The sequence below is a fragment of the Nocardia terrae genome (assembly GCF_009760405.1).
Taxonomy (GTDB): Bacteria; Actinomycetota; Actinomycetes; order Mycobacteriales; family Mycobacteriaceae; genus Nocardia; species Nocardia terrae.
Map to the genome: position 1 here is coordinate 541,790 of NZ_WRPP01000001.1, position 15,053 is coordinate 556,842.

Sequence of the window (15,053 nt, forward strand, 5' to 3'; positions counted from 1 at the left end):
GTGTCGCACGCGAATCGCGTGTCTCCGATAGTAGATGTTGTCTCCTTTAGAAGAAAGCTAAACTGTGTCCGTCAGGCCACCCATCGATCGAGGAGCCCAGTGGTCGAGCAAGACGGAAACCCGGCCGAACCACGCGATCGTGACGACCTGGCCGGCGCATTCGGCGCCAACGTCCGCCGCCGCCGCGAAGAGGCCGGGCTGACCCTGGACCAACTCGCCGCCCAGTCCGCGGTCAGCCGGGCAATGCTCTCCAAAGTCGAACGCGGCGAGAAGAGCCCGACAATCGGCGTCGCCTCCAAAATCGCCCACGCCCTCAACGCATCCCTCTCGGACCTCATCGGCGGGCCCCCGCCCCCCAATTCCGCTGTGGCCGTTGTGATGCGAAGGAGCGAACGCCCAATCTTCCGCGACCCCGAAACCGGCTTCGAACGACACATGGTCTCAGCGGCCCCCGGCGTCGCAGGCGGCGAGATGCTCGTCCACTACCTCCCCGCCCACATCTCCACCGGTCTCCTCCCCGCATACCCGCCAGGCACCGAGAAACAACTCGTAGTCCTCGAGGGCACCCTCACCGTCCTCCTCGGCGGGATCACCGAGACCCTGAACGAAGGCGACTCCATCTTCTTCCAAGCCGACACCGACCACGGCTTCGCCAACCGAACAACCACCCCCTGCGAATACATCATGATCATCTCGCGCAGAACCTAGCCCCGGACCGCGCGCCCGGCCTAGGCCGCATCCAGGGCATCTTGCGGGTCAGCTGGATCATCGCATCTCACTCCTCGTCCTCGGGATACGTCCCTCGTTCACCGGGGGATACCGACGAGCTACCCCCGTAGAGCCCGATCGATGTGTGCTCGTTTGTCCTCGCGGTGCTCGGGTAGAGCGAGCACATCGAACGAGCGAGGAGACACGATGGGCACGGACACCGGCGATCCGCGGCAGCGGGCGGACCTCGACGAGGCCGATCGCGAGGCCGAATTCGCGGACGAGCATCAGGCCGTGACAGCCGAGCATGATCCGGACGACGAGACCGAATCCCCGGAGGGCTTGGGCGGCATGGACTTCGACGACGGCGGTGCCGTCTGACGAGTCAGCGTGCGACGCCGCGCACCGTGCGGAGTTCTGGATCGGCGGGGTCGGGGGCCTTCATCCCGGGCTCGGTCCCGCTGCGCAGGTGGTCGATGACGGCGGTGTCGATGAGCTCCGGCCGTGGGTCGCCGTCGACGGCCGCTGCACCGTGTAGCCGGTTATCGTCGCGCGTGCGCCGGTATGCCGGCGAATACGCAAGTGAGCCAATTAATTTCCGCTCGCCGCTGAATAGCGAGCAACGGTTCGGGTATCGCGGAACCGTGGGCGAGCAAGACCGCCCACGTTCGGAAAAACACATCCTCGAAAGGAGTTTCGCCATGCCCGATTCGCAGAATCCGGGTCAGTTCGGCAACCGGCCGGACACCGAGGAACAGGCACGCAAGGGCGGTCAGGCCAGCAGCGGTAGCTTCGGCGAGCCGAACGCCGCCGACCCGCACGAGGCCGGCCGTAAGGGCGCTCAGGCGCAGCCGACCGAGGCCAAGGCCAAGGGTGGCGAGCACAGCCACGGCGGGCACTGACCGCCGCCGGTAGTGCCGCCGATAGACGACCGGGCCCCGTCCGACCATCGGACGGGGCCCGGTTGGTGTTCCTCCTGTTCGCGGCCGAGTCGCGGATATGAGGGCCGGGTCCGCTCACCGTGCCCCGATTGGGACGGCTCACGCTCGGTCGAACAGGTTGCGGGCGCGATCGATTCGGCGGATGGCTGCGGGGTAGTGCTGAAGCTGATTCGAGAGGAGAGGTGATGTCGCGCATCGCACTATGCCGCAGGCCCGTTAGTGATTCGCCCTGCCGGGTACGCACAGGCCAGGAGGTTGGTGGATATGGCCGTATTGCTTCTGGTCCTGCTGCTCGCCCTGCTCTTCGTGGGCCTCGGTTTCCTGCTGAAGGTGCTCTGGTGGGTCGCGATCGTGGTCCTGCTGATCTGGGTGCTCGGTTTCGTGTTCCGCAGCGCCGATGCCGCCGGCAGCCGCCGACGCTGGTACCGCTGGTAGCCGACCCGGTTTCGATCAAGCCGCCGCGGGCATCCGTGCGGCATGTGCCCAGAATCCGGCCCGGGCGACACTCTCGGCCCCACCGAGAGTCTCGACTCCGACGACGTCCGCAACACCGACGGCGACGTGCCCGTCACCCCGCCCGACCACTGGCAGGCAGCCGACCGCGAAGAAATGACCGCGCGCGGGCAGCGTTCGGGAGAATCCCACGTCGACCGCCTCGCGCAGGAAGAGCCGACCTACTAGAAGCGGCCACCGAACCACCCACGGAGTCACCACATATCGACGCGACCAACGCGGTATGCGATCGAATCAGCGAGCTGCTGTGCTTGCTGCTGACCGGCGATCTGCGACCCCAGCACGGTCACCTCACCGAAACGGGGGAGGCGGTGCGGCGATTCGTGCGCGAAAACGTCGGGACGGGCGATGTGCGCCTACCTGCCGTGGCGAATGCGCTGGGGTGGTCGCCGCGTCAACTGCGGCTGGCCTTGCAGCAGAGCGGGACGACCTACCGCGATCTGCGCCGGGAGGAGTCCCTGCGAGCGGCACGCTCCATGCTGGAGCGTCCGAACCCGCCGATCGCGGAGGTGGCGGCCCGTTGCGGCTTCACCGTGACCTGGTTCTCGGCGGCGTTCAAGGATCGTTTCGGGGAGACTCCGCGAGACTTCCGTAAACGCCGTCAAGCCGAATGTGACCGGTGAACGGGCCGCCCTCCCCGCGCTCGACCTAGGCCGCGTCCAGGGCGGCGGTGATCTGACGAGTCAGGTCGGCCAGAACGGGATTCGGCCGGGTCTGATGGGCCTGCGCGGCTTCGATGGCGAGCAGGACGGTACTGCGGAAGTTGGCGGCCTCGGCCGGATCCTGTTTCGTCAGCAGGGTCGTGGACGCCGTCAGCGCGGGCAGGACCTGATCGGCGATCTCGGCCACGGACTTGCCCTCCAGCGGTACGCCGCTGGACTTCTCGGCGAGCACGTGCCCGATCGGGCCGGTCGCCGAGGTCAGGGCGATACTGCCGTTGGCGGCGATCTTCCGGGGCTTGCCGGTGGCGTCGGCGGCGGCCAGCAGGGAGATCGCGCCGTAGGCGGCGGTGCGCAGGGTGATCTTGTCCTGATCGGTCAGGGTGATGGACATAACGGTGTTCTCCTCGAAATGTGGTGCGGGGGAAGTGATCGCGTCTAGTTCGCGATAGCGGCGACGTCGCGGATGGTCCGGGCGATGGCGGCGTAGTCCTTGCTCAGGATCTTGGAGTGGTTGCTGGCGACCTTCGCGCCGATCTGAACGTTCGGGTTGCCGGCGAACACCGGATCCAGTGAGGTCCTGGCCTTTTCCATCTCGCCGTCCTCGGTGCCGAGGCTGTTGCCGGTGGCCAGCACGAACCGGGTCGGGCAGGTCAGGCGCAGCAGCACGGGAACGCTGGCAGCGACGATCTCGTTGAGCTCGATGCCGATCTCGGCGTGCTCGGCGGCCGACATCCGCGCCGCCATGCCGAGCGGGCGCACCAGCGGCAGCACGAACCGCATGCGGCGGAACAGCTTCCGAATCCGCTCCCGGCTCTCCTCACCGGTAATGCCGTACGGAGCGGCGTCCACGGTGACCATTCCCACGACCCGGTCCGGATTGCGATCGGCCCAATGCCACCCGACAATTCCGCCGAACGACCAACCCACCAGCAGCGCCCGCTCCACGCCACGCGCGGCCAGAACCGCGTCGACATCCCGCAATGCCCCCTCGAAGGAATAGTCCGACGAGGTCTTCGACTTACCACGGGCCCGTTCGTCGAAAGTGATGTGCCGAAAGCCCGAACCCAATTCGGCAATCGTCTTGTGCCAATGCCGCTGACTGGCGTATGCCCCGTTCAGATACACCACGGGAACACCGGATCCTCCGGTATCGGTGACAGCCAGCGCGGTGTCGTCGACCGGCACCATACCGGTCCAGGCCGAGGCAGTCGGGAAGGTGTTCTTGTTCGTCATCTAAATCAGATCCTCGATCTTCGAGTGTTGTTCTGGAATAAGCGATTTCGCTCGCCGAGCAGGTTCTGCTCACCAACGCGAACCGCACCCCGGTGCCTCTCGCAGATCAGTAATAGTTCGCCCCCCGAACCCGCCGCCACCGCAGCCCGCAACTCTGCCCCGAAACACAATTCCGACGCCGCAATCCGTAAGTCGGACACCGACTTGCACACCCGCCCGCCCGACCAGATCATGGCCCGAGATTTCGTCCTGAATAACGCCCACCCAGCGCAAGGGCCCAACACGATGGTCCGCACACTGAGCGGGAGCCGAGCACACCATGCGCACCAGCGTTCCGGTCGGTGGCTGTTTGAGCGCCGTCGGCTATGAGTACGAGTGAACCTGGCGACGTTCGCGCACGTCACTCATCGAAAGCGCCCCGGCAGGAATCGAACCTGCGACCTAGGGATTAGAACGAGCCTCCGCTACTCGATGCCATTGGCCGCTGTCAATGGCTACCGAAAAGGGTTGTCTACCTGGCGATCTGATTCCCAGATGCCAACTCTTGACAACTGTTCGCAACCTTCAAATACTGCGACGGGCAGCGGATTTCGTGGGAGTTAGTTGGGTCTCGCGAGGTGTAGAAACCGGCAGGGCCGAGTCTATCAACGCCATGGCTGTCCAAGAGGTCAGGATAGGCCCAGGTAGCTATGTGTCATGTCGGTCTCAGGTGAGACGATCGCGGCGTGACGATTAGTATCCCGAACGGCCAGCCGAACTATCGATTCACGCGGTACGTGCGTCCGCCGATCCAGGAAAACGAGAAGCTTCCGCCGCTCTTCCCTCTTCGTCCCGCGACCCGGCAGTTGCGCTTAGGTGTTGACGTCACGACGGTGCCGGATCCTCCAGAAGGGCTTTTTTCGCGGTTCCTGGACCGCGACGAGATCGATGTGCAGCTGATGGTTCCAGCCGGCGAAGACGTGCCCGCCGCGTGGACGACAGCTCTCCGTGATCCGCTGGTCCGCCAGATCGGGTTCTCCACCGTCGAAGCAGCGGGTCGGCTGGCCGACGCGGTGCAATTTCGAGTCGTCACCGAAAACGGGCCGGAGTGGTCCCGGCGAACTGCCCGATTCTTCGATATTTACCAGCGGCTTGACGAACAGACGGCACCCGAGGCCGCGGAACCACTGAGCCTAGAACAGCGCCACCACGCCGCGGCATACGCCGCTGCCGCGGCTGAAGTGGGACTCGATGCAATCATCTCCAACGCGCCGACGGTCGGCCGATGCGACGTCGCGGACAACGACATCGTCACAAGCGTCACGCCAGATGACGCGGTTTCCCTCATTGGGCACTACCTGCGGGTGACGGCTAATCCGGTCGTAGGGGTGCGGCGCGGCGCACTACATGGCGGCGGTGCCTGGAAGTCGATCGAGTCGACGGCCACTATCGAGAACCTCTACGACTGGGGCGTGGTGTCGAATATGCCCTACTTCGATTGCTTTCCGCTTATCGCGACGCAAATGGGCGATACAGAGACGGTGACCGCTCTCAAGTCGATCCGCGTTCGGCTGGCTCGTGCCGCACGCGCTCTTGACCACATGCTGGCCGCACTGTCCAATCCTGTGAACGGCAAACGTGGTAGCGATGTCGTTGAGGCCGCCGCTGAAGCGTTCGACAGACAGTTGCTCTACCTCGCTGCTGCTTTCGACATTTACGGTCGACGGTTTCTTTTGCTCGTCGACTCGAACCGCAACCCGAGGAACTTTCGTCAGTCTCTCGACGGGAAAGGCTACGTCAAGGACCATTTGGAGAAGGAGTACGAGGCTGACGTGCTCACCGATGTGCAGCGACTTCATGTGTACGCCGGCGTGTGCAAGGTTCTTCGCAACCACATCCACGACGGCATCCTGCCCATCGATCAGCACCCTGGTCGTAGCTATGGCAACTCAGTCAATATCGCCCTGAACCTAGACACCATGCCCGAACTCCTGCCCGGTGCTGACGACAGGATGACGCAAAAACACTTCGACGCGCTCGGGATCTGGGAAGCTGACCCGGTCGGAGTGTTCGGGACTCCGGCTACGGTTGCGGACCTTGCGACGGCTGGATTTACGCTCATGGGTGCCGGACTCGCGCTAGTAGAGGCGTTCACCAAGCTCATCATGCGGAACAAACCTAAGGCGGCATCCGCGCCGAGTTCACTTCTCGGTTGTGTACAAGCGCAGCCAGGCGAGACTGAGCTTCCGCCGCTTGAGCGCGCGATGCTCTACCAAGCGCTGTTCGGATGGCACTCCGCCTGAGTCGTCTGCGCGCTCGAGAAGGTATGGGCCCATAGCCCGTGTGACGAGGCCGCCGAAAGGGAGCTGCAGTTCCCGCGAGCTTCCTCGAACCAGAACGCACAGGCCACTCGTTCGTCGACGCCAGATCGTCGCGTTCCAGTTAGCCACTGCGACTGGAACCCAAATGATGGGGCAGGTCAAACCTGTCACCTGATTTTGCAGCAGTCCTCTTGGTCTCCGCGGGTTGCTGGGTGGTCGTATGCCTTTCAGGCCATGGGAAGCAAGGGGATCCGGCGCTGATGCTCAGGGACTGGTCTTGCGCAGGTGTGTACTGCAGGACTATCCCATAGCCGGCGGGGGTGTTGATTGGGGCCCAGAGTGAGTCGGCGTCCTACTGGAGGGCCCAGCCCCGGGCCGTCCACGTGTTGCGGATCAACTTTTCGCACATGCGCTGAGCCGTACCCGCTGTAGTGAGCGATGTGCTGCCGAGCGTGAGAATGATCTGGTGTCGCAAGGAGGCCGACAAGCTCTTGCAGGCCGCGTTCAGTTCTGGGGACAGGAGATCGGGTGGCCGAGACGGGCGACGACCTCGTTGTACAAAGTAGTAACCTCATGGTCTAGAGAGACGCCTGGGGAGGCGATTGGCGTCGACGCTATTGTCTTCCAACTCTTGAGCTGACCATTGCTTTCGAAGAGATCTGCATACCTCTGTTTGAGATCGGATGGAATATCTGCACAGCTCAACGCTTTATGGTTCAGGATATCGATATTCAGCTGACCAGCGGGGCCTTTCGGATACGGCTCCCCACAGGCCGGGGGATGGCCATAGCGCGACTCCAGCGTCTTGTACAGAACAGTGATGTCTCCCGCCGGAGACGGTGTCTGATCCGAAGTCATGGACTTGATCGCGCTCAATGGCTTTAGCTGACCGTTCGAATCATACAGATACGAGTACTCCCAGCGCAGATCCTCCGGCACCGCTATGCAAGTCAGCCTCTCGTATTCTTGGTCCACTCCTGAAGGTGCCGATGCCGAATGAGAGGAGTCACCTGTGCGACTGCAGCCGGAAACTGTGGCCAGCGCAACGAGCGTGATCGCCACGACTGCCCATTTACCTGCCATTGTGCGGTTGCTGACCGTCATTCTTCCTGTAACCACCGGTGACATCGCTGTACCCGTCTCTCATGGCCGACTCATGGCCGTCTTTCAGACCAAGTTGGTTGAAGACTGTCGTTAGATCCTTCACGGGGTCGTCCCCGTTCCCGCTGTCGGGCATCGACTGAAGATCATGCCATGGCTTGAGCTGGCCGTTGGCATCGAAGAGGTTGGCGTACTGCTGGCGCAGGTTATCTGGCACCTCGGTGTTGGCCAACACGTTGTACGACTGCTGGTCAAAGTTCGGCGGGTTCAGGCCGATGTTGGTGTTGCCTGCAGATGGTGCGGGTCCGATGATCGCGTTTTTGAGTGGGTCACCGCCGATACCGACAAGTTTCGATACCTGTTCTCCCGTAACAGTTTTCACGGTCATGTCGCCGATCGGAGCGCTATATCCGAGACCTTTCGTGATGATGTCGTAGGCTGCCTTCTTCTGGTTGTAGGCATCCGTGGCGACCTTATTGGAGTCGGTGGTGTGGGCGCTGATTTCGTCGCGCAAGCCGGCGTCTACCAAACCTTGCAACTCCCCGGCATCGACCAGATGGTTGCGGGCATGGGCGTCGTTCGGGTTGTGTCCGTATTCAATTTCTTGTCGCAGCGAGGCATCCAGCGCTGCGGCATTAAACTTCTGCCCGGCTGCGTCATTGGTATCCATGAACGAGAAAATGTTCTTCGAACCCGCGAATGTGTTGTTGCCCGATGGATCGGTCCAGCTGTGCATCTGACCGTCGTCACCCTTATAGGTCACATTGAACCCATCGTTGGTGGGGTGAGTCGAGTTGATCAGATCGTTCATATACGGAGTCATGCCGGTCGAAAGGGTCTGTACCAGCTTCGGATTCAAGTCGCCGACGGTCTTATGCCCGGATTCGGGGATGTCGTAGAGATGCCATTTGTCGTTGCCGCCTGCGATGTTGCTCGGTGCGTCGTCGCTGGAGACGAACTGGCCGAATGCACTCATGATTGAGGCTTGACGGTGGGCATCTACCGAACCAGGTTGGCTGTCACCGAATGAGAACAGTTTCGAGGCAGCGTCGCCGCTATCGGTCCACTGGTGGGTCAGCACGTCGTGGAAGAACTGTTCGTTGGGTTTTCCAGTGCCAGCGTCGATAACGAGATTCTGCACGGCCGCCTTGTCGTCGCCTACGGCCCCGAAGATTCCCTCGGTCAATGCCGCCCGGGGATCCTGACCGTGCCCGTCGACGGTGAAGCTCATCAGCTTGTTTTCCGGGTTCTGCTCGACGCTGACCTGCGCGCCGAGATACTTCGCACCGACGTCGAGGACTTGCTTGTCGAGGTCGCTCCCGGCGCGGTAGCGGGGGTCCGAGCCACCGGCGATCTTCGCGATGATCTGATTGTCTTTGACACCATTGAGTTTGACCTCCGCGCTGGACCTCGCGTAGGGACCGCCAGTCGTGTTCCATGCGAAGTCGACAGCATCCGGGCGGGTCAACGACTCCTCGAGCTTCTTGGGCAACAGGTTCGCGCCGCCCTTGTCGGGTATGCCGGAGTCACCCTTCAGTGCGGTCGTGACATTGGTGTTCGAAACCAATTGCAGTGAATTTTTAAGTGCCACTTGGGCATTCGGAGGTAGCTTGTCCAAGATTGCTTGGACCTCTTCGGGGCTCTTGTTGTCCAAGGACCGTGAGAGTTGATTGAGGTAGTCCATCTGTGACTCGGGGATGGACACGGGCTTCCCGTTGTGGAGGTCGTCGAGTTGCTGGTCAGTGAGTTGCCCGGCGTCGATGAGACGTTGGATCGCCGCGTCGCTCATATGCGCAGGGTCGTCAACGAGACGCTTGCCGTCTGCCTTACCCTCATCGCCGCCCAGGGACGCACTGGAGGTGAATGCGATCAGAAGCTGGGAGCGCGTGGCGTTCAACGCATCTCGCGCGGCATTATCGGCGGTCACCGCCGCGTTGTAGGCGGCGGTGAGGTCCTTGTTCATCTGCGCGAGATCACGGGAGCTACCTTCGCCGATAACACCCAAATACGCCGTGACCGACCAACGGTTGGCGTCGCACTGCGACAAGTATCCGCGGGCTTTGCTCAAGGCTTCCGCGATCGCGGTCTCTCCGTCACGAGCCTGACCAGCGAGCCCGGTCAGCTTGTCGGCGAGGGCTTGCACGGTCTTCTGGTCGCCGCTGGCGCGATCTTGAGCAGCCGTGGCGGCTTTGCCGTCCCAGTATTGACCGTTGACCTTGGTGACCGAGTCGACGTACGCACCGAACACTGTTTCGAGCTGAAGACCGATCGAATCCCACTCGCTCGCGTATTTTCCCAGGATCGACGGGTCGGCAGTGCGTAGCCATCCCAGGGGCGTCGTGGTCATTGCCCTTGCCCTACGGCCCAGTCGCCGGTGCCTGTGTTGTAGACATTCACGAAGGAGTCGTAGTTGGTGTCGTCCATGTTCTTGAAATCTTTGACGCATCCGGTCATGACGGTCGCGGTCTCGTCCAGGCGTTGCTTGGCTGTCTCGATCAGCGCGCCGTACACCACGTCCGTGGTAATCGAGCCGGCGGCCTTGGCTGATTCGAGCAGGTTGTCTGCCTTCGGGTCGGGCGCGTCCTTGACCTTGATCCCCGCAGCGTCTTGGGCGTACCCGTGCAGCGTCGTCGCGAGCTTGCCGAGGATATCCAGATCGGCCTTGAGACTCATACATCCCCCAAACGCGAAATCTCCGAACAGAACCCAGGTTTCGGATGTCCGTTCTGGTCTGTGCTTGCGCAAACTATATAGCAGCGGTCAGACTTCAACCCTCCACCGCGCGATCTTGAAGCGCCCGGACCGGCAGGGGGCCGCACATGCAGGAGATCAGTGATCTGCACTTCGCCAGGGCAGCTCAACTCTCGGTCGACGAGGCCGAACTCTTCCAGATCGCGTTGCGGACCCGGATCGCCAACGCGACCTCAACTGACCACTCGGTGTCGATCGACGTCAGCGCCGACGGCACTATTTACCGATGGCACCTCGGTGAAGCCGGTCACCGCATTCCACCGGACCAACTTGTCGCCACGGTCATCGAATTGATTGGGAAGGCTCGGAACGAAGCGCGCGACGCTGTTCACGCGGACTTCGGTCTTGACCCGATCCCGTCCGCCTCAATGCCCGTCGAGGGCGTGCTCGCACGTCCTCCAGCCGCGGCGAACGAACCGGTGACCGCCGCGAACGATGAAGCTTGGGACGATGACGAGGACTACTACCACCGCGGCAAGTCCCGCATTGCCGCCGACTAGCTGTAATCGAACTACTGATAGAGGTGATCTCGACTACAGCTTGTCGCCGAGGCGGGCTTTGCGGTGGGCGTCGCGGGCGCGGGTTTCGGCGGTGGCGCGGGCGTAGCGGCCGATCATCTGGCGGGAGCGCCAACCGGCGAGCATCATCAAGTCCTGTTCCTGGCCGCCGTTCGCGAGCCAGTTGTGGGCGAAGAAGTGGCGGAGCTGGTGAGGGTGGAGATGTTTGATGCCCGCGGCTTCGGCGCGGCGTGTGAGCATGCGGTAGATGCCCCAGCTGGTCATCTGGCCTCGCTTGCCGAGCCAGAGGGCGGGATTGTCGTTGGCGGCCTTAGGGTGTCGGGCTCGGGTTCGGAGGTATCGGCGGAGCGCGATGCGAGTTTTGTCGCCGAACGGCAGGACTCGCGGGCGACCGCCCTTGCCGATCACGAGGGCGGTGTTCTCTTGGAAGTCCAGAGCGTCGATGTCCAGGGCGGCAATCTCGCCGACGCGGGGTCCGATATCGGCGAGGAGTCGGACAATCGCTGTGTCCCTGCGGGATTCGAAATCGGTGCCCTCGCACTCGGCGAGTAGCTTGCGGAGGTCTTCGATCGGCGGGACAGGAATGGGCTTCTCCGGGACGTGGGGTGGGCTCATCTTGTCGAACGGGTTGACCTCGAGGATGGCCTCGGATTCCAGATAACCGCAGAACTGTTGGAGGCTGCGGTACGGGCGGTGGGCGTACTCCGGGGTGATCGGCTTGCCGGTGCGGCGGTTGGTCCGGCTCAGTGTGTCGATGATGTAGGCGCCGATGTTCTCGCGGGTCAGGGCCTCGGCGTCGGGTTCGATCGGAGGGGACTGAGCGCGGAGGAAGTCGACGAAGTAGCCCACATCGCGGGAGTACGTGTCGATGGTGCCCTTTGACCGGTTGGCGCGCCGTAGTTCGGTGATGAAGTCCTCGAGAAGCTCGGGGATGGCGTCGAGATCCTGCCCCATCCCACGAGTCTAATCTTGTAAATCCCTTGGCGTTTGAGCGTTGTGAGGTATGGGTATTGGTGTAACTGCCAGCGTTTTCGCTGGTCAGTCACCCGATGCGCCCCCGGCAGGAATCGAACCTGCGACCTAGGGATTAGAAGGCCCTTGCTCTATCCAACTGAGCTACGGAGGCAGTGCGGGCATCGGCGGTGATGCGGGCACCAAACACCTTGACCCAAATCGATCTCGGTGTCCAGCGCGTTAAGTATAGCGAGCGTCCAGATCAGGGAAGGACCGTCGGTTAGCAACTGTTCGGCGCGTCGGGCGGGGTGTGCGGACCGGAGGACCGGAAACCCTGGGGGAGTCCGGATGGGTGCTTCGAACTACGCTGGGCGCATGTCGTCAGCGCAGGACCCGGCCGCCGGATCGGATGTTTCAGCCAGAGGGTCGGGTTCGGGGGTGCGGTTCGCGGCGATCACGGCACTCGGTGGTGCGGCGACGGCGCTGGTGGCGGCGCTGGTCGTGGCGCTGTCGGCGGCGCAGGCGCTGACACTGCTGGGGATTCCGGATCCGGGGCCACTGACCACCTACGGGTTGCCGGCGGTGCGGGCGATCGCGGATTTCTCGGCGGCGCTGACCGTCGGGTCGCTGTTGTTCGCGGCGTTCTTCGTGCCGCCGCAGGGCAACGGGGTGCTGGATGTCGGCGGGTATCGGGCGCTGCGACGCGCCGGCAACGCGGCGCTGGTGTGGGCGGGTGCCGCGGCTTTGCTGGTGCCGCTGACGCTGTCGGACACCACCGGGCAACCGCTTCAAGATTCTTTGCGGCCCGAGCAGGTGTGGCGCGCCGCGGACAAGGTCGACGTCGCCGGGTCGTGGCGGTTCACCGTGTTCATGGTGCTGGTGGTGGCGATCGGCTGCCGGGTCGCGTTGCGGTGGGGCTGGACTCCGGTGTTGCTGTGGTTGTCGGTGCTGTCGCTGCTGCCGGTCGCGCTGACCGGTCACTCCTCGTCGGGCGGTGCGCACGACCTGGCCACCAACAGCCTGATCTTGCACCTGATCTCGGCGTGCATCTGGGTGGGCGGTCTGTGTGCGGTGCTCGCCTACGCGTTGCGGGACGGCAAGTACACCGCGCTGGCCGTGCGCCGGTTCTCGAAGGTGGCGACCGTCTCGTTCGCGGTGATCGCTGTCAGCGGTGTGATCAACGCCTATGTGCGGGTGCCGTTGTCGGATCTGTTCGACACCACCTACGGCAAACTCGTGCTGGCCAAGGCCGTGGCGTTGATCATTCTCGGCGTCATCGGATTCATGCAGCGCCGGCGCGCGATCCCGGATCTGGAGAAGGATCCGCAGGACCGTGGCGCGCTCATCCGCTTCGCCGGTGTCGAGGCGCTGGTGTTCGCGGCCACCGTGGGCCTCGCGGTCGGTCTGGGCCGGACCCCGCCGCCGGAGCTGACCACCGTCCCCACCCCGACCGAGGTCGAGATCGGCTACAACCTGGCCGGTCCGCCCACCGCCGCCCGGCTGCTGTTCGGCTGGCGCTTCGACCTGATCTACGGAACTCTCGCCATCGTGCTGGCCGTGGTCTACCTGCTGGGTGTGCTGCGGCTGCGCAAGCGCGGCGACGCCTGGCCGGTCGGACGGTCCATCGCTTGGATGTCCGCCTGCGCGACGCTGTTCATCGCCACCAGCACCGGTGTCGGGCGGTATGCCCCGGCCATGTTCAGTGTGCACATGGCCCAGCACATGATGCTGTCGATGCTCGCGCCGATTCTGTTCGCGCTGGGTGGTCCGGTGTTGTTGGCGCTGCGGGCGATTCAACCGGCCGGCCGGGGCGCGCCGCCCGGGCCGCGTGAATGGATCCTGGCTGCCGTGCACAATCCGGTGTCGCGCTTCATGACCCAGCCCGTGATCGCGGCGGTGTTCTTCGTGGGCGGGTTCTACGCGCTGTACCTGGGCGGGATCTTCGACAAGATCGTGGGAACACACGGTGCGCACCTGTTCATGAATGTGCACTTCCTGGTCAGCGGCTACCTGTTCTATTGGGTGGTGATCGGTATCGATCCCAAGCCGCGGCCGGTGGAGCCGCTCACCAAGCTGGGCATGGTGTTCGGGTCGCTGCCCTTCCACGCCTTCTTCGGCATCGCGTTGATGAGCATGGACACCGTGATGGGCGGTTGGTTCTATCGCGGCCTCGGCCTCGGCTGGAACAGCGATCTGCTCGCCGATCAGCACACCGGCGGTAGCCTCGCGTGGGCCAGCGGTGAGGTACCGCTGGTGGTGGTGATGCTCGCGCTGCTCATCCAGTGGTCGCGCAGCGACACCCGGCTGGCGAACCGGATCGACCGTCAGGCCGAACGTGACGACGACGCGGACCTGTCCGCGTACAACGCCATGTTCGCCGAGCTCGCCCGGCGTGACGGAGAGGTACGCAAGTGAACGACGTCGCCATGGCGACCCGGAAAGTCAAGCGGCTCTACCGATCCGACGTGCGCCAGGCCCGCCGCCTGCTGCGCGGGCACACCCGCAAGACACCCGTCTTCCACACCGACATCCTGGGCCCGCGCGGCCCGGTCCCGGTGACCCTCAAGCTCGAACACCTGCAGCACGGCGGCACCTTCAAGGTGCGCGGCTGCCTCAACGCGCTGCTGCAGGCGCGGGGTGAACGCAGCAGCGTGGTGCTGGCCTCGGCCGGCAACGCCGGTATCGCGGCGGCGCTGGCCAGCGCGCTGCGCGGAATGTCGTGCACCGTGGTGGTTCCCGAGTCGGCCTCGCACACCAAGGTGGCGGCCATGTGGTCGCACGGCGCCGAGGTGCTGTGGCACGGAACGACTTACGCCGAGGCGCACAAGTACGCCTCCCAGCTCGCGGCCGAGCGCGGCGCGATGCCGCTGCACGCCTACGACCTGCCCGAGATCGTGGCCGGGGCCGGGGTGGTCGGGCTCGAGATCGAGGAGCAGGTGCGGGGGCGGCCGCCGGTGCTGGTCGCGGTCGGCGGCGGCGGGCTGGTCGCCGGGGTCGCGGTGGCGCTGGGGCTGCGGGGACGCGTGATCGGGGTCGAGCCGCACGGCGCGCCGACGCTGCACGAGGCGCTGGCGGCCGGTCGTCCGGTGGACGTCGAGGTGTCCAGCGTGGCCTCGGATTCCTTGGGCGCGAACCGGATCGGCGATATCGCCATGGAGGTGGCGCAGCGCTATGGGGTGCGGTCGGTGCTGGTCAGCGATGACGCCATCGTGATGGCGCGGGAGTACCTGTGGCGCGAGTTCCGCATCGTGGTGGAGCCGGCCGGTGCGACGGCGGTGGCGGCGATCCAGAGCGGCGCGTACGTGCCCGCGGTGGGGGAGCGGCCGGTAATCGTGTTGTGCGGGGCGAATACCGACCTGGCGACGCTGTAGT

General features: G+C 64.1%; 16 protein-coding genes and 1 tRNA gene. 10 read left to right on the forward strand and 7 right to left on the reverse strand.

All coding sequences use genetic code 11. From position 1 onward, the window contains the following. Positions 1-99 precede the first annotated feature (99 nt). The 6 genes from GPX89_RS02345 to GPX89_RS02370 all read left to right on the forward strand — a co-directional run bounded on the left by GPX89_RS02345 (position 100) and on the right by GPX89_RS02370 (position 2,785). On the forward strand, positions 100-708 hold the full coding sequence (locus tag GPX89_RS02345) for a helix-turn-helix domain-containing protein (RefSeq protein WP_198347231.1): 609 nt from the start codon (positions 100-102) through the stop codon (positions 706-708). A 207-nt stretch (positions 709-915) separates the two neighbouring features. Then, the gene (locus GPX89_RS02350) at positions 916-1,089 is read left to right on the forward strand and encodes a hypothetical protein (RefSeq protein ID WP_157354842.1); all 174 of its coding nucleotides are present in this window, start codon (positions 916-918) and stop codon (positions 1,087-1,089) included. A 320-nt stretch (positions 1,090-1,409) separates the two neighbouring features. Then, positions 1,410-1,610, forward strand: a complete 201-nt coding sequence (locus GPX89_RS02355; protein ID WP_157354843.1) for a hypothetical protein — start codon at positions 1,410-1,412, stop codon at positions 1,608-1,610. Positions 1,611-1,913: 303 nt separating this feature from the next. Further along, positions 1,914-2,084: a hydrophobic protein gene (locus GPX89_RS02360; protein ID WP_157354844.1), complete on the forward strand. Its 171-nt coding sequence runs from the start codon at positions 1,914-1,916 to the stop codon at positions 2,082-2,084. 42 nt (positions 2,085-2,126) lie between these two features. Next, entirely contained in the window at positions 2,127-2,330 is a 204-nt protein-coding gene (locus GPX89_RS02365; protein ID WP_157354845.1) for a hypothetical protein, read from the forward strand. An 83-nt stretch (positions 2,331-2,413) separates the two neighbouring features. Further along, a complete protein-coding gene (locus tag GPX89_RS02370) occupies positions 2,414-2,785 on the forward strand; it encodes a helix-turn-helix transcriptional regulator (protein ID WP_157354846.1) in 372 nt (123 codons plus the stop codon). A 25-nt stretch (positions 2,786-2,810) separates the two neighbouring features. Here GPX89_RS02370 and GPX89_RS02375 read toward each other — a convergent pair whose 3' ends face one another. Both GPX89_RS02375 and GPX89_RS02380 read right to left on the reverse strand, forming a co-directional pair. Beyond that, complete coding sequence (locus GPX89_RS02375; RefSeq protein WP_157354847.1) at positions 2,811-3,215, reverse strand: hypothetical protein; 405 nt, start codon at positions 3,213-3,215, stop codon at positions 2,811-2,813. Positions 3,216-3,259: 44 nt separating this feature from the next. Further along, on the reverse strand, positions 3,260-4,057 hold the full coding sequence (locus tag GPX89_RS02380) for an alpha/beta fold hydrolase (RefSeq protein WP_157354848.1): 798 nt from the start codon (positions 4,055-4,057) through the stop codon (positions 3,260-3,262). Between the two features lie 725 nt (positions 4,058-4,782). Here GPX89_RS02380 and GPX89_RS02385 point away from each other — a divergent pair. Beyond that, positions 4,783-6,339 carry a hypothetical protein gene (locus GPX89_RS02385; RefSeq protein ID WP_328601430.1) on the forward strand — a complete coding sequence of 519 codons (1,557 nt, stop codon included), beginning with the start codon at positions 4,783-4,785 and terminating at the stop codon, positions 6,337-6,339. 522 nt (positions 6,340-6,861) lie between these two features. On the opposite strand, the gene GPX89_RS02390 is transcribed toward GPX89_RS02385, so the two are convergent. Genes GPX89_RS02390 through GPX89_RS02400 form a run of 3 tightly spaced genes read right to left on the reverse strand, consistent with a single transcriptional unit; the run spans position 6,862 to position 10,131 of the window. Further along, positions 6,862-7,461 carry a hypothetical protein gene (locus GPX89_RS02390; RefSeq protein ID WP_157354849.1) on the reverse strand — a complete coding sequence of 200 codons (600 nt, stop codon included), beginning with the start codon at positions 7,459-7,461 and terminating at the stop codon, positions 6,862-6,864. Beyond that, positions 7,430-9,805 (reverse strand): TPR repeat region-containing protein, encoded by a 2,376-nt coding sequence (locus GPX89_RS02395; protein ID WP_157354850.1) that lies wholly within the window; start codon positions 9,803-9,805, stop codon positions 7,430-7,432. The genes GPX89_RS02390 and GPX89_RS02395 overlap by 32 nt, the downstream gene beginning before the upstream one ends. Then, positions 9,802-10,131 carry a hypothetical protein gene (locus GPX89_RS02400; RefSeq protein ID WP_157354851.1) on the reverse strand — a complete coding sequence of 110 codons (330 nt, stop codon included), beginning with the start codon at positions 10,129-10,131 and terminating at the stop codon, positions 9,802-9,804. Before GPX89_RS02400 ends, GPX89_RS02395 begins: the two co-directional genes overlap by 4 nt. Before the next feature lie 146 nt (positions 10,132-10,277). Between GPX89_RS02400 and GPX89_RS02405 the strand changes: the two genes are divergently transcribed. Then, positions 10,278-10,709 carry a hypothetical protein gene (locus GPX89_RS02405; protein ID WP_157354852.1) on the forward strand — a complete coding sequence of 144 codons (432 nt, stop codon included), beginning with the start codon at positions 10,278-10,280 and terminating at the stop codon, positions 10,707-10,709. A 33-nt stretch (positions 10,710-10,742) separates the two neighbouring features. On the opposite strand, the gene GPX89_RS44220 is transcribed toward GPX89_RS02405, so the two are convergent. Together GPX89_RS44220 and GPX89_RS02415 are read right to left on the reverse strand one after the other, a co-directional pair. Next, complete coding sequence (locus tag GPX89_RS44220; protein ID WP_157354853.1) at positions 10,743-11,681, reverse strand: tyrosine-type recombinase/integrase; 939 nt, start codon at positions 11,679-11,681, stop codon at positions 10,743-10,745. A gap of 98 nt (positions 11,682-11,779) precedes the next feature. Continuing rightward, a tRNA-Arg gene (locus GPX89_RS02415) sits at positions 11,780-11,853 on the reverse strand. Between the two features lie 203 nt (positions 11,854-12,056). Here GPX89_RS02415 and GPX89_RS02420 point away from each other — a divergent pair. Beyond that, on the forward strand, positions 12,057-14,096 hold the full coding sequence (locus tag GPX89_RS02420) for a cytochrome c oxidase assembly protein (RefSeq protein ID WP_157354854.1): 2,040 nt from the start codon (positions 12,057-12,059) through the stop codon (positions 14,094-14,096). A gap of 11 nt (positions 14,097-14,107) precedes the next feature. Next, on the forward strand, positions 14,108-15,052 hold the full coding sequence (locus GPX89_RS02425; RefSeq protein WP_157386935.1) for a threonine/serine dehydratase: 945 nt from the start codon (positions 14,108-14,110) through the stop codon (positions 15,050-15,052). Position 15,053 lies beyond the last annotated feature (1 nt).